Here is a 22,236-nt window from a genome sequence, read left to right as displayed (position 1 = left end):
TTTTTTTTTGTCTTTTTTTTGTACGGACGTGAAAGTACGGATGGGGGAGAGGGGGATGGGCCATACTGAAATCTTGCACCATTCTCAATCAGCTTTTTATGAACAGGCTTTCCGGCCTGTTCCACAAAGAGTGAATTTTCTCGTGGAACAGGCATCTTGCCTGTTAAGCGAGAATGGTGCAATATCTCAGTTAATATCAGCTTTAGTTATTAACTAATTTGGACAGTATGAGCGAACAAGCTAGCGAGCTAATCAAGCAGGGGATTTCGCAATATCAGGCGCGTCAATTTGAGGCGGCGCTGGATTCTTGGCAGGAAGCGCTGGGGCTGTATCGCTCAATGGACGATAAGCGCCGATCGGGTGCGGCGCTGGGTAATATGGGTGTAGCTTACGAAGCGCTCTTGAATTATGCTCAGGCGATCGACTGCTACCAGCAACATTTGATGTTAGCGCGGGAAATTGGCGATCGCCGGGGCGAGGCAAATGCTTTGGGAAATTTGGGCAATGCTTGCTGTGCTCTTGAGGATTTTTCTGGTGCTATTGATTACCAGCAGCAGCGTTTGGCGATCGCGCGGGATACTGGCGACGGGCGCTCTGAATTGGAAACTTTGGGCAATTTGGCGCTAGCTTACGATGCTAAGGGAGATTTGCCTGGTGCGATCGAATGCTATCACCAGCAGTTGTCGATCGCGCGCACCAGCAAGGACGATCGCATTGAGCGCAATGCTCTCAAGTATTTGAAGCTCGGCTACAAGTATTTAGCAGATTATGACAAGGCTAACCAGTACCGACAGGAGCAATTGGCGATCGTCCGCGAACTGTTTTTAACTGATAAAAATAAGAGTTTTGTACAACTTGCAGAAACAGTTGGTTTGAATCCGATTGAGGATTTTGCTGGGGCTAATTTAAGCGGTTTTGACTTGCACTACGCTGATTTTAACGGTGCAGATTTGCGCGAAACCAACCTCCGAGGCGCAGACTTGACTTTGGCCGATCTCAGCGGTGCTTTGCTGAGCGCTGCTATTTTAATTGATGCTAATTTGTGCAATGCTAATTTGCGGGATGCTGAACTCAGCAGCGCCAATTTGAGCGGTGCTGATTTGCGGACAAAGCTGCCCAGGGCGAATTTGAGCGGTGCAAATTTAACCAACGCCAATTTGAGCAGTGCTTATTTACCGAATGCGATTTTAGTAAATGCAAATTTGACAAATACTGATTTCAAGAATGCTGATTTAAGTGGTGTTAATTTGAGTGGAGCGAATTTAAAAGGTGCTGATTTGAGCCGCGCTGATTTGAAAAATACTGTAGTTAAAAATGCGAAGTTTTTGGGTTGTGTCGGAATTGCGGAAGCCCTGAAGGTTGAATTGATGGCACGGGGCGGGATTTTTGAGTAGAATGGGAAATGTTGGTAATTGTAGAGGGTAAGAAAAGCTATGACTGCCGTAACTGCAAAACGATTCTCGATCGCCGAATATCACCGTTTGGGAGAACTGGGATTTTTCGCCCCCGATGAGCGAGTTGAATTGATTCGCGGAGAAATTATCAAAATGGCTGCAAAAGGTACGTTTCACTCTGTTTGTAATTCGCTATTGCTTAAAAAATTGTACCCACTGCTGGAAGAACGAGCGATCGTGCGCGGTCAAGAGCCGATTATTTTGTCGGCTGATAGCGAACCAGAGCCTGATGTTGTTATTGCTCGCAATCGTTCTGATAATTATTTATCTTCTCACCCGGAGCCTGCTGATATTTTGCTGGTAATTGAGGTTTCCGATTCTACTTTGAAATACGACAGGAGAACCAAGTTATCTCTCTATGCTGAATCGGAAATTTCTGATTATTGGATATTTAATTTGGTAGATATTCAACTGGAAATGCACAGCGAACCTTATCAAAAACAAAGAGGTGGTTTCGATTATCGAGTCAAACGAGTGGTTTTGCCGAATGAGGTTGTGGTAATTCCAGGTTTCCCAGATTTGTCTCTCGATTTATCTGCGGTATTTCCCGCGCAGAGTGGTGAGTAAAAAATCTGGCTCGATAGCACATATTTTAACTCAGTAATTAAAGAGCGATCGAGCTTTTTTCGATGATATAATCTAAAAGTGCAAAGGAATGATATTATGTCCGGTCGATTACCCCTAATACGGTAGGGGCTCCCCTCACGAAAAATATCTGCCAATAATTGACAATCTCAAAAACCCGCCCTTTTAATCGCTATCATCCAAAACAATTTGGTTTCTGACCCCCGATTTATTCGCGGGAGAAATCTAAAATCTAAAATCTAAAATCTAAAATCAGATGACAGCTAAAACTCTTGCTCCACCCGAACAAATTGTCGAGCTATCGGGTATCAGTTGGCAAACCTACGAAACTTTGCTTGCCGAAATTGGCGATCGGCAAATTCGACTGACATATAGTCGTGGCAATTTGAAAATTATGGTACCCTCCCCAGAACACGAACGCTTCAAAACAATAATGGGTCGATTTGTTGAAACCTTAGCGGAAGAATTAGAGGTGAGAATTGAACCCCTTGGTTCCACAACTTTCAAGCGTCCTGAACTTAGCGGTGCAGAACCGGATGAATGTTTTTACATCCAGAATATTAGTGCAGTTAAAGGCAAAAAAAGAATTGACCTGAGTCAAGATCCGCCGCCGGATTTAGTGGTGGAAATTGATATTACCAGCCGTTCGGAAAATACCTTGCAGGTTTATAGGGATCTGGGAGTGCCGGAAGTTTGGATTTATAATGGATCTCGACTCAGAATCAACAGATTAGAAAATGGAGAATACGTTGAGGGCGAACTCAGTTTAGCATTTCCCAGCGTGGCTGTTTTAGAGATTGTCAGATTTTTGGAACAAGCAGAAACAATGGACTATTTGGAATTAGTAAAAGCATTTCGGAATTGGGTAAAAAGTCAAATTCAGCAAAACCAATGAAGGGCGGAGGAAATTAAACAAAATTTACAATTTTATCCACGAAAAAAAGCTGTGTTGTGATAAAATAGAGATGATAAACTAATTTAAATATCAATTACAGGCTGGTAGTGCCAGCAATTCTACCCGATATGCGATCGCTAGAGTCTCACAACAAATACCCAGATTGCTTGTGGATGCAATTTGAAGCAATTCCAGTTCCATCGGTTGCACCCCAAACCCAGCAGCTCGACATTCACTTGAGCCTGAATTTTAACGAGCATTGGGAACCCCTGCTAGGTGGTCGCGTCAAATTTGGTCTGCAAGGCGGGACGCTCAAACTCTATCTAGAAAACTGCGAAATACCCGTAGCCTCACGTCAGTTAGTCGGTTCTTTCAAGCTTTTGCCAATAGAAGAAACCCTGCCAATTCCAAGCAGTACAGAAAATTTAGTAACCGAAAGTCAGCGGGAAGTTCAGGGCGGCGAGGATTTGGAAAAAATTAAGGAGACAGAGAGCATATTTTGTCACGTTTCCACAATCAGCGATGATACAACCCCAGCTTGGATTTTTGCAGTGGAACAGGGCAAATCAGTATTAAAAGGTTTGCTAAAAAGCGCTAAGCTGGGAGAAATTACTGCCAAAGAATTTCGGATGGCAGCGGCTTTTGAAGTTGCTAAAGAAGATATTAATCTCACAGATGCGGAGGGTTTGTGGCCGCACGAGATCACGCCAAATCAACATTCGGTTTTAGAAAGAATCCTGACTATATACCTGCAAGCAAATAAACTCCAACCTGCCCTCAGTTGGGCGCTATTGTCCTACAATTTGCCTCCGGTTGAACCGCGCGAAGGGGAAATTGTGCCGGAAGCTGAATCCCAATTGCAGGAAATGGTCGATCGCATTATTTCCGCTGAAACCGACAACTTTGTAGAGTTGGCAAAAATCGCCAATCTCAATCCAGCACTTGATTTCGCGGGTAGCAGCTTGCGCGGAACTACTTTAAGTGCAGTGGATTTTAGCAGCGCAAATCTCGATCGGGCAAATTTCCGGGGTGCAACCTTAAACGATGCCGATTTCAGCGACGCCAACCTGCAAAATGCCAAATTCGGCGGTGCAGATTTGAGTGGGGCTTTCTTAGGAAATGCTGATTTAAGCGGTGCAGATTTGCACAAAGCAAGTCTAGCTTTAGCTAACCTCAGCGGTGCTAATTTGAGCGGCGCAAATCTGCTGGAAGTGAACTTAACAAATACTAATTTCAGTGGTGCGAATGTCGAGTCAGCCAGATTCGGGAACAATTCAGGAATCGATGAGGAGATACAGGTGAATCTACAGCAGCGAGGCGCGATTTTTGAAGAGGTTTAGCCCGCAAGTGCGAGAGCTCTTTTATTATATTCATCCGCCTCCATCGTGGCACGGGCGTCACGCCTGTGCGATGGAATTTCACCTTTAAACTATCGATTGAAGCAGCAACTCTATGAATTTAGAGTTAAAGTCTTAAAAATCCTGCGTCTGCCATACCGGGGAGTGTCCATCATTCCATCCCAAAATCTCTGCCACTTTTCCCGGCAGGGTGGTGACTTCAAATGGTTTGCGAATTACCCCAGCAACGTCCATTTTGGCAAATTCAGCCATATCGCTTGACATAACTCTTGCTGTCAGCAGAATCACTGGAATCGATCGAGTAATCGGATCGGATTGGAGGATCTCGTACACAGCAAACCCATCCATTCCAGGCATTGATATATCCAGCAAAATAGCATTAGGTCGTTCTGTTTGTAGGATTTGTAAACATTCTTGTCCTGATTCGGCCACCAGCGTGTTCCATCCCGCGAGGTCTTCCAGGCACAACTGTATCAGTTCGCGGAGGTGTTCTTGGTCGTCAACGATGAGAATTTGCTTCCCTTTCATCTTGTTTTCGGGCAGGAGACTGCCATCATAATTAGCTAATTGCAAAGTGTTCATTTTATTTGGGTTGATTAAAAATCAATCTTTCGGTTGCCAATTGGGTGTCAAATACCCATCTTTAAGCAATCGCTCAAAGATGTGTATTTGAGAGTTGAATCCGAACTTCGGATTGCTCAACTCTCAACTCTTTAGCAATCTGAAGTATTAAACCATCCTGGTCTATTTCAGCCGCATAGATTTCAGGATGTAGGCGGTGGGGCAACGGAATGAGACTTTGAAATCCACTAGGAAGGAAATAACCTTCTACTACAGCCGATTCGGTAGGTTGACCTTGGATTAAAACAGTTTCTGGAGTGATTTGGAGATTCAATTTGACAAGATGAATGTCAGAGATGTGAACTTTAACGATAAGTGTCGCATCCTTTTCTTGAACTTTAATGCCTGCGATCGGTGTTTCCTCTGTATGAGCAATCCCAAGCGTGGATTGCTGACAAGCAGTGGGCAAACCGGAAAATGAATCTGCGAGATCCTGATTTATATCATTCAAAACCTGAAAAGCATTCATCGAGTCTCCTCCTAATGCAAAGAACTGTTAGCTGAATAACAGGAGACTAAATAGCAACGGTAAGGAATTGGTAAAGATTCCGTTCTTGTTACAAAAATTTACAAAACTGGTAAAATTTATTCATTCCATCCCAAAATCTCTGCTACTTCTTCCGTCAAAGTGATGGGTTGGATGGGTTTGGCAATTACCCCAGCTACCGCCATTTGGGCAAATTTAGCCCGATCGCTGGGCAAAACTTTCGCTGTCAGCAGAATCACTGGAATCGATCGAGTAATCGGATCGGATTGGAGGATCTCGTACACAGCAAACCCATCCATTCCCGGCATAGATACATCCAGCAAAATAGCATTGGGTTGTTCTGTTTGCAGTATTTGTAAACATTCCTCTCCCGATCGTGCCCCCACTGTTTTCCATCCGCCTAAATCTTCTAAGCAGGCTTGCACAAGTTCCCGAAGGTGTTCTTCATCGTCAACAACTAGAATTTGTCTGTGTGTCATCGGATTTGGGATTGCAGATTTTGGATTTGGGATTGACGGTACAGATGAATCTAAGCGTTATTCAACTGTGGCTAAGGGTAGGGTGAAGCAAAATGTGCTGCCTTCACCTAAGATACTTTCGGCCCAGATTTTGCCACCATGCCGCTCCACTATACTGCGACAGATTGCTAAACCTAAACCTGTGCCTCCTTTTTCACGGGAGTCGGAGGCATCGACTTGCTGAAATCGCCCAAAAATGAGTTCTAGTTTATCTGCAGGAATGCCTCGCCCGCGATCGCTAACTTGGAAAAGCACAAAGTCTGTCTGGTTTTCGGCACTCAGATGAATTGTGGAATCGGCAGGTGAGAATTTAATCGCATTACTGAGCAAATTTGTTAAGGTTTGGACGATCGCATCTCCTGTTGCCCAGACTTCTGCATCCGTGGGGGTAACGATTAATGATATCTGCTGTTGAGTAGCGATCGCCTGAGTGCTATCTACCGCTTGCTGCATCAAATCGGCAGCTTTGCAAACGGTTTTTTCCACAATTGCCCGCCCGGAGTCTAGGCGCTCCAAATCTAAAATATCATTAACCAGGTTCACTAAACGATTGGTATCGAGGAGGGCGATTTCAATCATGCGTCTAGATTTTTCCGGCTTTTTATCATAAACCCCACTTTTTATTAGTCCCAAGGACATTTGAATTCCTGTCAAAGGAGTGCGAAGTTCATGGCTGACAATGCCAATAAACTCATTTTTAATGTGTTCGAGCTTTTGTCGTTCGGTAATATCTTCCCCAATGCTGATAGTTCCAATGATGTTTCCCTCTGAATCTTGCAGCATGGTATTGTTCCAAGCAATGAACCGTTCTTCACCAGATTTTGTCAAGATAAAATTTTGATAATAAGGATGAAATTTATGGCCTAAAACTTCCGAAAAAACAATTTTAACTGATTCTTGAAGAGAACCGGGTAAGAAGTTTTCAAACCAATTTTTTCCGATAACTTCTAGGTTAGTATATCCCGTAATTTTTAAGAAGAAAGGATTGACATAATTGACATTTGCCTCTATATCAAGTCCGACAACAATCAACTGCACGTTATCCAAGAGCGATCGCCAGCGTCGTTCGGCTTCTCGGATCGTGGCTTCGGCTTGCTGACGTTCTTGCAGTTCGACCTGAAGTTGTCGGTAGAGTTTGGATTGCTGAATGGCGATCGACAATTGGCTGGCAATCTGTTCAAGTAATTCTATTTCCCACGATTGCCATTGACGAGGTGCCGTATTTTGGTAAATAGCTAACAAACCCCAGAGATTTTCTCTCAAAAATATCGGAAAAACTGCATAACTTTTTGCTTGCAATTGTTCCACTAGCTCGATATGACATGGTTGAATTTCAGCGCAGTAAATATTATTAACCACAAAACTTTCATTATTTCGGAATCGACCGCCGTGAGTTTCTTGCAGATAGGTATCTGCACAATTTTTTTGAAGATCGCTTCCTATCAGTTGTACCCAATCCTCACCAACTGACTCCACAACAAAATCACCACTCCAATCAGGATTAAAGCGGTAAATGGCAGTGCGATCGGTTTGTAATGTCTGCCTGATTTCAGTAACAGCAGTATTTAGAACCGCATTCAGATCCAAAGATTGGCGAATCCCTTGAGTAATCCTCCAGAGCAAATTTTCCTTTCGGGATTTCTGTAGTAAGGCTGCTTCCGCCTCTTGTCGAACTTCTTCCAGGTGCTTCGCTACTGTGATATCTTGATGAACGGCCACCAGAACATCGCCATAGTCGGAATGATTGAATGCAGAGCAAGTTGCACTACACCAAAATGGAGTCCCATCTTTCTTGACATTCTGGACTTCATAACTAAATTCACCCCTTTGTAAAACAGCAGATCGAATGGCTTGATTTACCTCTTCAGGGCTGACCGATTCGGTGGCATAGTTGAGAATCGAAACGTGGTGACCGTTGAGTTCGCCAGAGTCATAGCCAAACATCTGCTCAAATTTAGGATTGGCATAGACAATAACTGCATTATCTGCTCTTACTAAACAAATGCCTTCCGCCATGTTGCGGGTAATGACAGCCTGAAGCTCCAGCATTTGTTCGGCTTGTTTAAGTTTAGTCAGATCGCGCAGAATAACGATTATCCCGACAATATTTTCGCCTGTATCACGTAAAGGTGTATAAGTAACGCTCAAAAATTGCCTGACTAAATTGGGAGAAGTAAACCAGTTTTCATACTGAATTGTTTCGCCATCCAAACATCTGTCTAACCGAGGTTTTATCATATTATCGAACACATCTGCATCCAGGATATTCCTAACATAATTTCCGATAACTTCGCTTTCAGATTTGTTGCACCAAGTCAAATAAGCTTGATTGACTATTTGATAAATATAGTTGCGATCCATCAACACAATCCCATCTGTTGTATTGAAGACGATGCGTTCATATTGGCGGAATGCTTCTTCAGTCCGTTTGCGATCGGTGATATCAAATACGCTAGAACGACTCATCATGAAGTTACCTGCTTCATCATAAATTGCTGTAGCATTTAAGTTGAACCACATGGGTGTTCCGTTTTTCTTCAACATCTGAAACTCTACATTCTCGATCCAGCCTTGTTTTTTAAATAAGGGAAAGTTTTGATGAAAAATATTTTTACTTTCAAGTGTCATTAAATCAACATATTTAGTTTTGTATACAATTTCATCGCTGGTATAGCCTAACCACTTCAGTTCCGTATCATTAATCATAATTATTGTTCCTGCAGCATCTAGGGAATGATAGCCACAGGGAGCATTATTATAGAGGTCTTCAACTTGATTGATATATTGTTGGCAGCTATGGTTGACTTCAGTGAGTTCTGCCGTCCGTTCTATGACTCGTTGTTCGAGTTCAGTATGGAGTTGTTGTAGAGCAATTTCTGCTTGTTGGCGCTCTCTCACTTCCATTTGTACTTGCTCAAATAAATCAGCTTGCTGAATGGCAATTCCAGCTTGAGTTGCTAGCTGTCCCATGAGTTCAATTTCTGATGCTTGCCATTCGCGAGGTGCTGCACAGTGATGGGCAATCAATAATCCCCAAAGTTCTTCTCCCTTAAGGATAGGAATAACCAGGTTAGCTCTAACTTGAAAATTGGCCAGGAAGTCCGGGTGACAAGTATCAATTCCGGCAGTATAAATATCTGATTTAGATGTGAATAAGCCTTGTTTGAAGGATTCGATATAGCTTTCAACCAAGCAAGGCTCCTGTATCTGAGTGGATAAGATTGGTGTCCATTCTGAACCAACTGACTCTACGACCACTTTTGGGCTCCAGTCGGGAGCAAATTGGAAGATAATTACGCGATCGCATTGCAGAATGTTTCTGAGATCCGTTACCGTAGTGTTGAGAATATCTTCTAGTTTGAGGGATTCGGAGGGAGAAAGTGCTGTTTTAGCCAGGATTTGCTGTGGCTGTTCTTGCCCTTTCCCATAATTTTCATCAGTAGGTTCTATCATCGATCTACTTAATTAATTAAATTTTTTAGATTGAGGCAGAAACTGGGTTTTTAGCCCTCGTGGGTAAGTTATATTTAAGTATTTGAGGACTTACGCAATCATCCCAGGTATGGGGGCAACCACGGGGGGTTTGCCCCTACAAAAGACTATATATTCAGGCTATGCGTAAGTCCTATATTTCTCGGTTTAAGTAAAGGACGACTGCGCCTGATTCGGCTGAGTACCCGCGTGACTAATTCAGGCCCTAGTACCGGCTTGGTAATAAAATCATCGGCTCCCGCTGCAAAGGCTTGTTGCAGAGATTCTGGCTCGGTATGGGCTGTCACCACCAAAATCGGTAAATTTTCCCATTGGATATCTTGTCGAACGACTTGACACAATTCTAAGCCGCTGACGATCGGCATTTCTAGATCCAGCACTATTAAATCGGGCTCTGTGCTAATTAACACATCCCAAAATTGCTGTGGTTCTTTGAGGGTTGTCACCTCAATTCCCCAAGGAGTCAGTAACGCTGATAATGTAACCAGGATCACAGGGTCATCATCTACGATTAAGACTTTGGCTTCAGAAGTTTTGGGAGTGGGTAAAACACGGGAAATCGCTCGAAAAATTTGCTCGGTGGTTGCAGGTTTGTGGAGAAATTGCTTAGCACCTAAGCGCGATACAGCTAAGCGATCGGGAAGACTATCTCGTCCGGTAAAGACAATTATAGGCAGGTTAGGCGATCGCTCGGTCAGTTCTCGCAGTAGCGTCAATCCATCTTCCTCTGTCTCTGCAAAACTTAAATCAAGTAACATCACATCCGGCATTGACAGAGCAAGACGCGATCGGGCTGCAGTAATATTCGGCGCAATTTTCATCCGAAATCCCCAAGCTTCGGATTCTACTTTCAATCGCTCCGTTAATGCAGCATCATCATCAACTACCAAAACCCGATAGTTAAAAATTGAAATATTAGAAACTGGTGCAGCCGTTGATCTAATAGGTGTTTTGGCTAATTCCTGCTGTAATCCTGCCACCAATTCCGAGAAGCGAGTAATTTCCTCAGCAGTCAAAGAGCGATCGTTTATGAGCAAATTTTCTGCATAGCGTGCAAATTTCGAGCCTTCGGGATAACCAAAAGACCCCAGAGAACCGACCAATTTATGAGCTTCATGTTTTGCCACTTGCTGTAATTCAGTTTCTAACTTTCCTGCTAATAAATCAGTTTTTGCCTGCTCCAATACAGAAATTTGTTGGTTGAAGCTTCCCCGAAACCGCTCTAAAACTTTGTCGCTCTCAGACTTATCTACCCCACGAGATTGATGTTTGTGAGTGCGATCGCTCCCAGGATTATTTGAACAAGACGACGCAGATTGGGGGTAAGGTTTCAGTCGATAGCCCATGCCATAAACTGTTTCGATGATTTCTTCAGTTAAACCGCCTGCCTTCAGTTTCTTTCTGACATCCTTAATATGAGTGATAATGGCGCGATCTGTTGGTGCGTCGTCAAATCCCCACAGACGATCCAAAATAGCATGGCGGCTAAAAATGCGATCGGGATTCCGCAGTAATAATTCCAGCAGATTATATTCTGTCGGTGTCAGTGAAATTATTTCTTCGCAAAACGTCACTCTACCAGACTCTAAATCTAAACAAAGCTCTCCCCAAGTCAATGTATTAGCCGCTGAATTCGGAGTAAAACCTCCTGGGGAAAGTGCTTTACTGCGTCGCAACAAAGTTCGGATTCTTGCCAGTAATACTTCCGTAGCAAAAGGCTTGCTGATGTAATCATCGGCTCCCGCATCTAAAAGAGCCACCACCTCAGCATCTGAATCCTTTGCCGTCATTAACAGGATCGGTTTGCAGTAGCCTTGCGATCGCAATTGCCGACATAGACTAATTCCATCGAGTTTGGGAACCTGCACGTCTAACACAATTAGATCGTACTCAATTGCTGCTGCCAACTCTAGGCCCACTTGTCCGTCATTTGCCCGATCAAAGCCGTAATGATTTGCTTCCAACACATTTGCCAGTGTTGCACTCAGCCCTCCATCGTCCTCTACGAGCAGAATTTTTATCGGAGACTTCTTCATTTTGGCTGTGCGGTTAAATTGCCATGCGATCGACGCGCTTTAATGTCAGGCCGAAGCGTGGCTTTTTACTAAATAACTGCTACTTATTACTACTCCTTTTATCTTACCATTTTTGCAGTCCCATCGCCTAAAAATTGCTGTCACTTCTGCAGTTTATACCAATTTAATGTGAAGTTGCACATATCTCGATCCCCCTCGCATACCCCCTACTCCCCCTGATTGTTGGAGAGTAGGGGTTGACTTCGAGAAGAATCTTGTCCCACCCTATGTAGGGGCGGGCACGGGGAGTAGGGGTCGCACCGCCCCTACAAAGGGGGGATCGAGATATGTGCAGCCTCATACAAAATTGGTATTAGATAAAAGCGATCGCCCCTTCCTTCATCTGCGTCCATCCGCGTTTATCCGCCTGCATCTGCAGTTCAAAAAAAGCGTGAAGCGAAGCTATCCCGAAGGGAATCGCCCCAAAAAGAGCGATCGCCCTCCCAAACAAATTATCCTTCATCCTCCGACTTTACAGCAGCAGGAGGACGCCCAGAAATCACAATAAACCCAACAGACTCAAGAGTCATGTGCGGGCGGCGAATACCAGCTAAAACCGCTTGACTCAACAAACTTTCGGTATTGATTTCATCAGCCAAAACCGATTCTAAAAGTTGTTCGGATTTAGAAAGTCGATTCAATCGCAATTGCAATTGATTCACCCGGTTTTCGAGTTGGATAGCAGCAGTGACAGCAGATCGATCGCACATTTCCACAAAAGCCGATCGCCCGCGCAGCAATTCCTCCGATACAACCCGTCCCTTTTGACAAAAATCATCCCATTCTAGCGGATCGACAAAAATGTCAATCAGCGACGTGCGATTTTTAGACAAATTATAATCCCGATTCGGCCCGCCTTTCCCCTTATAATCCCGCTGCAAAATCGCCAGGATTTCCGCATTTTCCACCAGAGACATCGGCTCGCTGCGAGCATCTACAAACACAGTTTCAAAAATTGGGAGAAACAGAGCATCAGCGCGGCGCTGCAAAGCTTTCAAGTTGTAATTTTCGATATTTTGTGCTTGCAAAATTTGCTGGGCAGGCTGCACATCAGTCTGGATTGAATAATTAAACTGAAAGCCGAACCACTCCTTCCCAGGATCCGCATCCCAACTTTCATCATGCCGCCACATGGCAAAAGCTTGACCGCGATCGTCCCAGCGAATATAAGAGCCAAGTGCATCGATCAATCCCTCACCAATGCGGTAAAGAGCCACATCAGCATTCTGATAAGCAATACGGCGATTGTAACTACCATATTGCTGGCAATAAGGAACCAATCTGGTCATCAAATCCTTCGAGGGAATTAACGTTTTTTGAGTAGGTTTATAGCGCATCAACCCCGATACACTCGGATGTTCAATTTGTTTGAAGTGAAGAGCTTGACACAACCAACCTTCAGTAGCCCGCTGCATTTCTTTATGCTTAGCATCGCAGTTGTCGAGAGATTCAAAATACTGAGATGCACTGTCATCAAGAATATCAATTTCATCGAGAACGTACTGTTCGTCAATTTTGATTTTCTCTTGTTCGATTTCTGTTTTAATCGCTTCAATTTCGCTGGATAAGCCCTTGCCTCCCTCAGCAAACAACTTTTCTTCTAGTTTGAGAAGTTTTTCCTCAGCATAAAACTGAAGGCTGGCAATAGATTTGTTGAAGATATCAAACCCATCTTTTAAAACTTGAAACCAAGCTTCGTGGGGACTCTCCGGCAAATCCGGGCCTGCAAACAAACAAAATTGCACTCCCATTTTGCTGCCAATGCGATCGACTCTGCCAAGTCTTTGTTCTAACTGGTTGGGAAACCATGGCAAATCGAAGTGAACTAACCAATCTGTCAATTGCAGATTTACCCCTGCTTCTGCCGATCGATCGCACACTAAGATAAAACAATGGGGTTCAGTCTTAAACCGCTTGAGACTAGCCTCAACATCATCAGCCGATTTGCTGGTGTCATGGCTGGCGATCGCATTTTTACCAAAGATTTTAGCTAAATTTTCTGCAATCTCTTTACAAGTTGCAGTAAAACTGGTAAAAATCACAATTTTCGGGAAACGTTCGCCCGGAATCGGTCGTTTAATTTGCTGTTGAATTCTCGACAGCAAATCGCGAGGTTTGCTGTGATACTCGCGCGGAACCTTCAAAGCAACTGCCAAAAATCGGAGAATGGCGATTCGTAACAAACTCAGTCGATCGAGTCCTTCCTGGGGCTTTTCCAGGGTATTGAGCAAGGTTTCCAGCATTTCCCTTTCTTCGGGAAACAGCTCCGTTTTGGTCAAAATTGCCGTGTCGTTTTGTCCAAATTCGCGATCGAGTTCAGGAGTCGATTTTTTCTGCAAGCGAGCTTTGACAACCCGTTCTAAAACATTCAGCCAAGTACCAGAAGCGCGGAAAAACAGCAGAAAAATTCTCTGATATTCGCTCGACTTGGGAGCGACTGTGCGCCATTTATCGAGTACGCTTTGAATTTCCGACCACTGTTCATCATTCAGATCGTACTCAGTTTTGGGGACAGAATCTCGATCGAAAATCACATCTTCAACCGCATCCCGGCGGTTGCGAAGGATGCGACGATGCAGGCGGTAGGTATCTCTAACGTGAGTACGAATAGCTTGGACAAGGCGAGCCTGTTCTGCGGTTTCTTTAGTTTTCAAACAACTTTCTAACTCAGTTGCCAATCCGATTAAATAATCATCTTTGGCAAAAATAGTGCGAAGTTGAGCGAGTTTTGTTTGCAAAACAGCAGGCTTGGCATTTTCTCGGAAATCCAGCAAAGCGCGGCCGATTTCTTGACGGTTTTGCACCTGTTCCTTAAAGCTTTCCAGGTCATCAAGACGGTAAGTTGTCGGATCTAACAAGTGCAGCATCGTTAGAAAATCTTGCTCATGGCCGATAACTGGCGTTGCAGATAATAACAATACATTTTTGCTTTTCTGAGCTAGTTTCTGACAGAGTTCAAAGGACTGCTGCTGAGTACGATCGCTCGAATGTGCCATTGCCGCCACATCATGCGCTTCATCCACAATCAGAAAATCTAGATTAGCATTGCGGCTAATTTGATTGATGTCGCTAACAGCAGCAAGCTGCACTCTGTCAGCAAAATGAGACAAATAGAATTTATTTTCCAACTCCTGCCGCCACTGTTCGAGCAAGTATTTCGGAACGAGTACCACAGCGCGTCCGTTGGGTTCATCTAGCAGAAATTGGCGGAGAATTGTCCCGGCTTCTACTGTTTTTCCGAGTCCTGGTTCGTCTGCCAATAAATAGCGCACGATTGGGTCTTCTAGGACGCGCCGGACGACTTCAACTTGGTGCGGATAGAGGTCTATGTTAGCAGAAATTAAACCTGTCATGCCCCGGCTGACGGCCCGCTGTTCGATCGCAGATTGAACAAATGCCAATCGGCGATCGTGAAAATACGGCGTTTCTTGGCCTTTGACTGCTAAAATGTCGATCGGATCGGCGATCGGGATATTGCAGCGAACGTAAAGTTCGGTTTCAACAGCTTGCAAACTTTGGCTGTCGGGGAGGTCAATTTCGTACTCTAATTTATCTTCATCCCAATCATAAACTCGCCCAATTATCCATCTTTCCTGAGTTGTACTCCAGAGGTAGCAGCGGGTTTGGCGTTGAAGTCGGGCTTCTTGCAGCAAACCCAATGGTACAGTTTTGCGGATGCGGTTTTTTACTGAGCAAAAATATTCAACTACCGCCTCGATACGCGATACCTCAACAACTTTTCCGACTCCCAAATCGTTTCTGGGCGATCGAACTAATGAACCAACATCAATCATAATTTCAGCCTGACAATACTTACTAGAATACAGTAAATCCTTTTCCGTTAAAAATTTTAGCAAAATGCGATTTTTGCCGCCGTCACTTTTCTAGTCAAATGACAGTCAATCGATTTTAGATTTTAGATTTTAGATTTTAGATTTGAAGCATTGACACCACGGATAAATACGTTCGGCAAGTTTCATCGGATACACGTTTTTGATTTCTCCGTCTTGAGTCTCCGAAGGAATGAATCACGTGGCGGGTATCCTCGATGCTTTCGGTCAATCTGGCATTCGGAAAACAATAAGTTTAGCATGGTAACTAACATTTTGGGCATTGAATAAATATGCTGACAGCGAATAAGTATAATAGGACTGACGCACCTACTACGATTTTCTGTTCGCAGAAAACGTAGTGAAACAATCTCAAACCCTTGATTCAACGCCCTTTAGTGCCTAAGTCCTGAATAACTAATTACGAGGAAGGAAAAATAACGCCTGGATTACCGGATTCCCATTTCGGATATTTCTGCATAACACTGCTATAAATTTCCGAGTCTGTGAAGGCTGCTAACCAAGCTTGTAGCGGCGGCCAAGGCTGTTCGTTGAACCAAGTTTGATCTGTATGAGCAAATTGACGCACAAAAGGTGCGATCGCCATATCAGCCAATGCTACATTGTTACCAAATAAATATTTAGTCGCGCTTAACTGTGCATTTAGTCGGCCCAGATATAAAGAACCTTCATAACGATGTACTTGGGCATCAACACCGGGATAACGATCCGGGTACTTATAACGGTCAAGATGATATTTAAACCTATCATCAAATAGAGCAATTAGTTCCAGCATTTCTGTAACAGAACCTTGCTGTGGCATCAACCATTTTTCAGGATCGTGTTGTCTCAATGCCCACAACATGATATCGATACTTTGATCGAGTACACGCCCGTCAATATCAATCAATATTGGTACAGTACCTTTGGCAGATACCTCCAACATCTCTGGTGGTTTGTCTCGCAAAACAACTTCCCGCAACTCACACACCCGATTGCTAACCATCAAGGCCAAGCGCGCGCGCATAGCATAGGGACAGCGGCGAAAGGAATACAAAATCGGGTATGTTGCTGACATGTTATATGTTTAGTCGATCGCGCGATCGGGTTTTTCGGGTCAGAAACCCGGTTTCTTTCGATATTTCTCGTCGCCAAACAAGATTTTTCGTAGAAACCGGGTTTCTTGGACTTTAGTTTTAATACTATAGCAATCCTAAATCATTTGTGAATTTCTAACTCCCTCCCCTTGGTAAGGGGAGGGCTGGGGTGGGGTAAAAAATTTACGACTCATTTAGGATTGCTATATTAGTCGATCGCACCATCTACTTTTTCCTTCGCATCGTAGCGCGCGCCTATATGTACTTGGTTGCGACGCTTAGCAAGCTCAATCTGACGTTGACGTTCAGATAAGGCTTGTTTTTTGGTTTCAGTTTTTGAGTCATGACAATGAGGACAACTCACACCAAGCACAAATAATTCAGAAGCCTTATCTTCCTGACTAATCGGGTGACGACAACCGCGACAAAGTTCATAGTTACCCGGCTTTAAGTCCTGACCAACAGAAACCCGTTCATCAAAGACAAAACATTCACCTTCCCAACGACTTTCTGCTTCCGGCACCGTTTCCAAATATTTTAAAATTCCGCCTTCGAGATGATAAACTTCCTCAAAACCTTGAGTACGCAAAAAAGCAGTAGATTTCTCGCAGCGAATACCACCCGTGCAAAACATTGCCACCTTGGGTTTATTGCGTAAAGCTGTTTCCCGCCGCACCCATTCAGGTAACTCGGAAAAGCTTTTTGTTTTTGGATTAATAGCGCCTTCAAAAGTACCCATAGATACCTCGAAATCGTTACGCACATCAACCACGACAACATCGGGATCGTCAAGCAGCTTATTCCACTCATCAGGCTTAACATATTTGCCCGCCATGAGGCGGGGATTAATGTCCGGTACTCCCATCGTGACTATTTCGCGCTTCAAGCGTATTTTCAGGCGGTAAAAAGGTGCTTTTTCCGAGAAAGATTCCTTGTGTACCAGATCCGCAAAACGCGGGTCACTACGCAAGAATGCCAGCACTGCGTGTACGCCCTCGGACGAGCCGGCAATAGTGCCATTAATGCCTTCTTGGGCCAGCAAGATAGTGCCTTTAACGTTGTTGTTGTTGCAACAATCGAGTAGCGGTGCTTTCAGCTCAGCAAAATCAGGTAGTTCAACGAACTTATATAAAGCAGCGGTTAAGAAATAAGCCATAGATTGAATTTATAGCACTAATTAATTTCCATAATTATATGAAAATTCAGTCAAAGCGGACGGTGGGACTCGAACCCACGACGTTCAGCATGGGAAGCTGACATTCTACCACTGAATTACGCCCGCGCTTAGGGTTTTTTAGCTGTTTTTACTTTGTAGCAATTACGCTCAAAAACGACTATAAAACATTATACACCTATTTTCTGATTTGGATCAGGCGATTTTGAGTGTAACAGGACTTAGGCACTCCGACCAAAGAAACCGGGTTTTTTACCAAATCTAGCGGTTTCAACAAAGTATTTTCGTAAAAAACCCGGTTTCTGAGCCCCATGCGTAAGTCCTGTGTCCATTTTGCGATCGCCGATCGCCCATCCACCGCACAAAAAAAGTCCTGCACCAAAGGCAGGACTTAATCTAACTTAAATTTATTAGTCTCAAGCGAGAGGGACTTCGTTTGACAAGAAGCGGTTTCAACCGCCGATCGATCGAGGGGAATCGAACTTTGCCCTTAGACGAAGCGCAAAGAGTTGCTGTCAATAGCCAGGAAAGAAACTGATTGGACGATCGCAATCAATTCATCCGATCCCGAAGTCTTCTTAAAGATAGCGGTTCCAGCAGGCAATCCTGCGGGAGACTCACCTAACTGATAAGTGCTAGGAGCACCTTGAAGTTGGAGGATATCTTCGATGGGGTTGAAACCGACAATCAAAGCGTAGTCGCCTGCGCCAGTGCCGGTATCGTTGCCATCGTTGTAATAGAACTTGGTGGCATCTCCCAGCAAGAAAGTATCATTGCCTTCAGCGCCAATCAGCGTATCGACTTCGCCCAGCCCAGGATTAGCAGCAGTGTAGTCAACACCAACGAAGATGTCGTTACCTTTTGTGCTGTAGAGGAAATCGTTGCCGCTACCGCCAAACAACACATCATTATTTTCACCGCCGTACAGAGTATCGCTACCCTCGTCGCCGAGTAAAGTATTGTTGCCGAGTTCGCCTGCGAGGACATCGTTACCAGCGCCGCCAAATATCAAATCGTCAGCTTTGCCACCTAATGCGGTATCTGCACCGTCGCCGCCGACAAGGGTGTCGTTGCCGAGGTTGCCAAACAAGAGGTCGTTGCCAGCATCGCCGAATACACCGTCATCACCTTTGCCGCCAAATAGGATGTCGTCGCCGCCATTGCCTCCCACGGTGTCGTTGCCCTGGTTGCCATACAAGATATTGTTAGCTTCGCTGCCAACGATCGCGTCGTTGCCGCTGGTGCCGAGAATCTGTGGCAATTCGCTTGGTGCGGGCCGGTTGGTGAATGTGAGTGCGATCGGAAGTGCGATCGTCTGAGCTGGCGCGGGAGTGAAAACGGGTGTGGGTGTGGTAGCCGGTGTGGGCGTCGTAACCGGTGTGGGTGTCGGTGTGGGTGGCAGCGGTGGGAGTGCAACCGGTGTTGGCGCGGCGGGTGTCGGCGCGGCGGGTGTTGGCGCCGTGGGTGTTGGCGCTGTGGGTGTTGGCGCCGTGGGTGTTGGCGCCGTAGGTGTTGGCGCCGTGGGTTCCGCAGTCGCCTCTGGTAAATTAGCTGTGAGAATCTCGCTACCAGCGAGATTGCCGACAGTTTCGATGAAGCCAACACCTTCGACAGTCGCCGATGCACCGAAGAAGTCGGAAATTACAATGTCATCCGTAGCCCTGACTACACCGTCTTTATTGATGTCGATCGCTAAACTCGTGCCTTGGCGGGCCAAGCCTGTATTTCCCGATGACAGCGACAGTGACAGGGTAGGGCTGGTACTGACATTACCGTTAAAATCAACAAAGTCTAGGCGATCGATACCGCCTGTATCCTGAATCGAAATTTGATTTGTTCCCTGATCCTGTCGGATTTGATAAAGATCGTTACCTGCACCGCCTCGCATCACACTGCCATTGCCAGAGTTGGTATAGAGCGTATCATCGCCAGCACCCCCTTCCAAGGTGCTACCATTACTACCACTGAGATAGTCATTGCCATCTCCTCCTAAGATGAGGCTCTGGAAGCTGCCAAGGAGGCTGTCATTACCCGCACCGCCATCCAAATTGAAGCCGTTTACCAGCGTGTCATCTCCATCGCCACCAGCCAGACTGTCTTTGCCAGCGAAACCTCCATCCAGAAAGTCGTTGCCGATACCTCCATCCAGGGTGTCATCGACATTGCCGCCAAGAAGGCTGTCATTTCCGCCACCGCCACTGAGGCTGTTGTTTCCTCCGCCGCCGAGCAAGCTGTCGTTGCCATCTAAGCCACTGATGGTGTCATTGCCCTCAAGCCCTGAGATGTTGTCATTAGCCGCAGTGCCGGTGAGGTTATCGTTGCCTGCTGTTCCCGTTATGCCACTGGTTCCGGGTGCTATCGTAGCCTCAGTCAGATTAGCCGCGAGAATCGCAGTACCAGAGAGGTTGCCCACAGTTTCGATGAAGCCAGCACCTTCGACAGTCGCCGATGCACCGAAGAAGTCTAAAATCACCACCTCCTCTCCAGCCCTGACTATCCCGTCTTGATTGATGTCAATCACTAAATTAGTGCCTTGTCGGGTCAAGCCTGTATTTCCCGATGACAACGACAGGGATAGGGCAGGGCTGGTACTGATATTACCGTTGAAGTCAACAAAATCTAGGCGATCGATGCCACCTGTATCCTGAATTTGAAGTGGAATCTTCCCGTTATCCGGCATGAGATAGCGATCGTTACCTATACCGCCTCGCAACACATTGCCAAATCCAGAGAGCGTATCATCGCCAGCACCTCCTTCTAAGGTGCTACCACCAGTACCACTGAGATAGTCATTGCCGTCTCCCCCTAATAGGAGGCTTGGGAAGTTAGCAAAGAGACTGTCATTACCCGCACCACCATCCAAAGTTGAAGAGGCGTCATTGCTGCCTTGGAGCGTGTCATCTCCATCGCCACCAGTCAAACTATCCTTGCCACTGAAACCTCCATTCAAAAAGTCATTGCCGACACCCCCATCCAAGGTGTCATTGCCGTCATCACCAAGCAGGCTGTCATTGCCCCCACCTCCACTGAGGCTGTCGTTTCCTGCACCACCAAACAAGGTATCGTTGCCATCTAAGCCAGCGATGGTGTCATTACCGTCAAGCACTGTAATGTTGTCATTGCCGACAGTGCCTGTGAGGTTATCATCGCCGGGAGTACCAGTGATTGCATTGGTTCCGGGTGCAGCCGTAGCCTCAGTGAGATTAGCAGCGAGAATTGCCGCACCAGTGAGGTTGCCCACAGTTTCGATGAAGCCAACACCTTCGACAGTCGCCGATGCACCGAAGAAGTCGGAAATTACAATGTCATCAGTAGTCCTGACGATCCCATCTTTGTTGATGTCAATCTGTAAATTAGTGCCTTGTCGAGTCAAGCCTATATTTCCCGATGACAATGACAACGACAGGGACTGGGTAGGACTGGTACTGATATCGATGCCAAAATCATCAACAAAGTCTAAGCGATCGATGCCACCTGTATCCTGAATTTGCAGTTGATTCTGGCTAAAATCCCGCAGGAGATAGCGATCGTTGCCTGCACCACCTCGCGCCACCCTCCCACTGCCAAATCCGGCAAGCGTATCATCGCCAGCACCCCCTTCTAAGGTGCTATCACGATCGCTACTGAGATAGTCATTGCCGTCTCCTCCTAAGAGGAGGCTATTGAAGCTACCAAAGAGGCGGTCATTGCCCGCACCGCTATCTAAAATGCTAGAGCCACCGCCGCCTTGCAGCGAGTCATCTCCATCGCCACCAGCCAGACTAATTTTGCCGAAACCTCCACTCAGAAAGTCATTGCCGATACCCCCATCCAGGGTGTTATCCCCGTCACCGCCAAGGAGGGAGTCATTGCCCCCACCTCCACTGAGGTTGTCGTTTCCTGCACCGCCTAGCAAGGTGTCGTTGCCCTCTAAGCCAACTAAAGTGTCATTGCCCTCAAGCCCTGAGATGTTGTCATTCTCAGGCCCGCCGATAAGATTGTCATTTGTCAATGTACCAGTCAATACTGCCACGTTTTTTTCCTGCTTACGGTAAACAGGCGAGGGCTAATTTTACTTAGCTACTACACCCTAATTATCTATCAGTGCTTTTTCCCAAAAATTATGCGAATTTTCCAAAAAACTTTTTTTTGCACAATTTGTTTCATTGGCGACAAAAGATGCTATGATTTATAGCCTCTGTTCACCACAAAATAACGAGACTTACAGCACTTTGAGATAAAACCCGCCACAAAGAGGGTAAACTTGAAAGATGTAAAAAAAGCAAATTATTTAGAGATAGCTGCATATTCTATTGACTTACTACAGAAGATACTAAGTGCGTGGCCAAACAAAGAAGGCACACAAAGAGACTTAGCAAAACGATTTAAAGTCAGTCGATCGCTCATAGGTGACTTTTTGCCTCGGTATTGAGAGACGGCCCAGATAGCTGCCATGACTCTCTTGAGGGGAGCGGCGCTCGAAGCTTAAAAGTAAATACGAAGAATTGTTAAAGATAATAGTGACAGAACACGGGTGATATATATGCGAGAAATTCACTCTTGAAATCAAAGAGCGCCAAGGCATAGAGGTAACGAATGAGAATTAAATAACTTCCACTCTTGAAAGTGGGATGGGCCTAAGAGCCCGTCCAAAAAGGACGGGCTCTTAGG

14 protein-coding genes and 1 tRNA gene are annotated in these 22,236 nt (G+C 45.4%); 4 read left to right on the top strand and 11 right to left on the bottom strand.

All coding sequences use genetic code 11. The features are described from left to right. Positions 1-227: 227 nt before the first annotated feature. The 4 genes from QUA88_RS25345 to QUA88_RS25330 all read left to right on the top strand — a co-directional run bounded on the left by QUA88_RS25345 (position 228) and on the right by QUA88_RS25330 (position 4,274). The gene (locus tag QUA88_RS25345; protein ID WP_333274446.1) at positions 228-1,394 is read left to right on the top strand and encodes a pentapeptide repeat-containing protein; all 1,167 of its coding nucleotides are present in this window, start codon (positions 228-230) and stop codon (positions 1,392-1,394) included. 39 nt (positions 1,395-1,433) lie between these two features. After that, entirely contained in the window at positions 1,434-2,021 is a 588-nt protein-coding gene (locus tag QUA88_RS25340; RefSeq protein WP_333274443.1) for a Uma2 family endonuclease, read from the top strand. A 274-nt stretch (positions 2,022-2,295) separates the two neighbouring features. Further along, positions 2,296-2,934, top strand: a complete 639-nt coding sequence (locus QUA88_RS25335; RefSeq protein WP_333055643.1) for a Uma2 family endonuclease — start codon at positions 2,296-2,298, stop codon at positions 2,932-2,934. 107 nt (positions 2,935-3,041) lie between these two features. Further along, on the top strand, positions 3,042-4,274 hold the full coding sequence (locus QUA88_RS25330; protein WP_333207866.1) for a pentapeptide repeat-containing protein: 1,233 nt from the start codon (positions 3,042-3,044) through the stop codon (positions 4,272-4,274). 132 nt (positions 4,275-4,406) lie between these two features. On the opposite strand, the gene QUA88_RS25325 is transcribed toward QUA88_RS25330, so the two are convergent. The 11 genes from QUA88_RS25325 to QUA88_RS25275 form a co-directional block, all read right to left on the bottom strand. Further along, positions 4,407-4,820 carry a response regulator gene (locus QUA88_RS25325; RefSeq protein ID WP_333055672.1) on the bottom strand — a complete coding sequence of 138 codons (414 nt, stop codon included), beginning with the start codon at positions 4,818-4,820 and terminating at the stop codon, positions 4,407-4,409. Between the two features lie 127 nt (positions 4,821-4,947). Continuing rightward, complete coding sequence (locus tag QUA88_RS25320) at positions 4,948-5,382, bottom strand: hypothetical protein (protein ID WP_333055645.1); 435 nt, start codon at positions 5,380-5,382, stop codon at positions 4,948-4,950. A 116-nt stretch (positions 5,383-5,498) separates the two neighbouring features. Beyond that, positions 5,499-5,879, bottom strand: coding sequence for a response regulator (locus QUA88_RS25315; protein ID WP_333055646.1), 381 nt, complete (start codon positions 5,877-5,879; stop codon positions 5,499-5,501). A gap of 57 nt (positions 5,880-5,936) precedes the next feature. Beyond that, entirely contained in the window at positions 5,937-9,371 is a 3,435-nt protein-coding gene (locus tag QUA88_RS25310) for a PAS domain S-box protein (protein ID WP_333055647.1), read from the bottom strand. Between the two features lie 146 nt (positions 9,372-9,517). Further along, positions 9,518-11,446, bottom strand: coding sequence for a response regulator (locus QUA88_RS25305; RefSeq protein WP_333274438.1), 1,929 nt, complete (start codon positions 11,444-11,446; stop codon positions 9,518-9,520). Positions 11,447-11,798: 352 nt separating this feature from the next. Then, on the bottom strand, positions 11,799-11,948 hold the full coding sequence (locus QUA88_RS25300) for a hypothetical protein (RefSeq protein ID WP_333207868.1): 150 nt from the start codon (positions 11,946-11,948) through the stop codon (positions 11,799-11,801). Then, complete coding sequence (gene dpdE, locus QUA88_RS25295) at positions 11,938-15,279, bottom strand: protein DpdE (protein WP_333274435.1); 3,342 nt, start codon at positions 15,277-15,279, stop codon at positions 11,938-11,940. Before dpdE ends, QUA88_RS25300 begins: the two co-directional genes overlap by 11 nt. 457 nt (positions 15,280-15,736) lie before the next feature. Then, positions 15,737-16,393, bottom strand: a complete 657-nt coding sequence (locus QUA88_RS25290; protein ID WP_333274430.1) for a glutathione S-transferase — start codon at positions 16,391-16,393, stop codon at positions 15,737-15,739. 227 nt (positions 16,394-16,620) lie between these two features. After that, on the bottom strand, positions 16,621-17,568 hold the full coding sequence (trhO, locus tag QUA88_RS25285) for an oxygen-dependent tRNA uridine(34) hydroxylase TrhO (RefSeq protein ID WP_333274428.1): 948 nt from the start codon (positions 17,566-17,568) through the stop codon (positions 16,621-16,623). A gap of 54 nt (positions 17,569-17,622) precedes the next feature. After that, positions 17,623-17,694, bottom strand: a tRNA-Gly gene (locus tag QUA88_RS25280). 382 nt (positions 17,695-18,076) lie between these two features. Further along, the gene (locus tag QUA88_RS25275) at positions 18,077-21,598 is read right to left on the bottom strand and encodes a calcium-binding protein (protein WP_333055653.1); all 3,522 of its coding nucleotides are present in this window, start codon (positions 21,596-21,598) and stop codon (positions 18,077-18,079) included. Between the last annotated feature and the right edge of the window lie 638 nt (positions 21,599-22,236).

This window comes from Microcoleus sp. D3_18_C2 (assembly GCF_036702395.1).
GTDB lineage: Bacteria > Cyanobacteriota > Cyanobacteriia > Cyanobacteriales > Microcoleaceae > Microcoleus.
The sequence above is the reverse complement of the archived record's forward strand: the minus strand, read 5'-3'. Positions and strand labels throughout refer to the sequence as shown.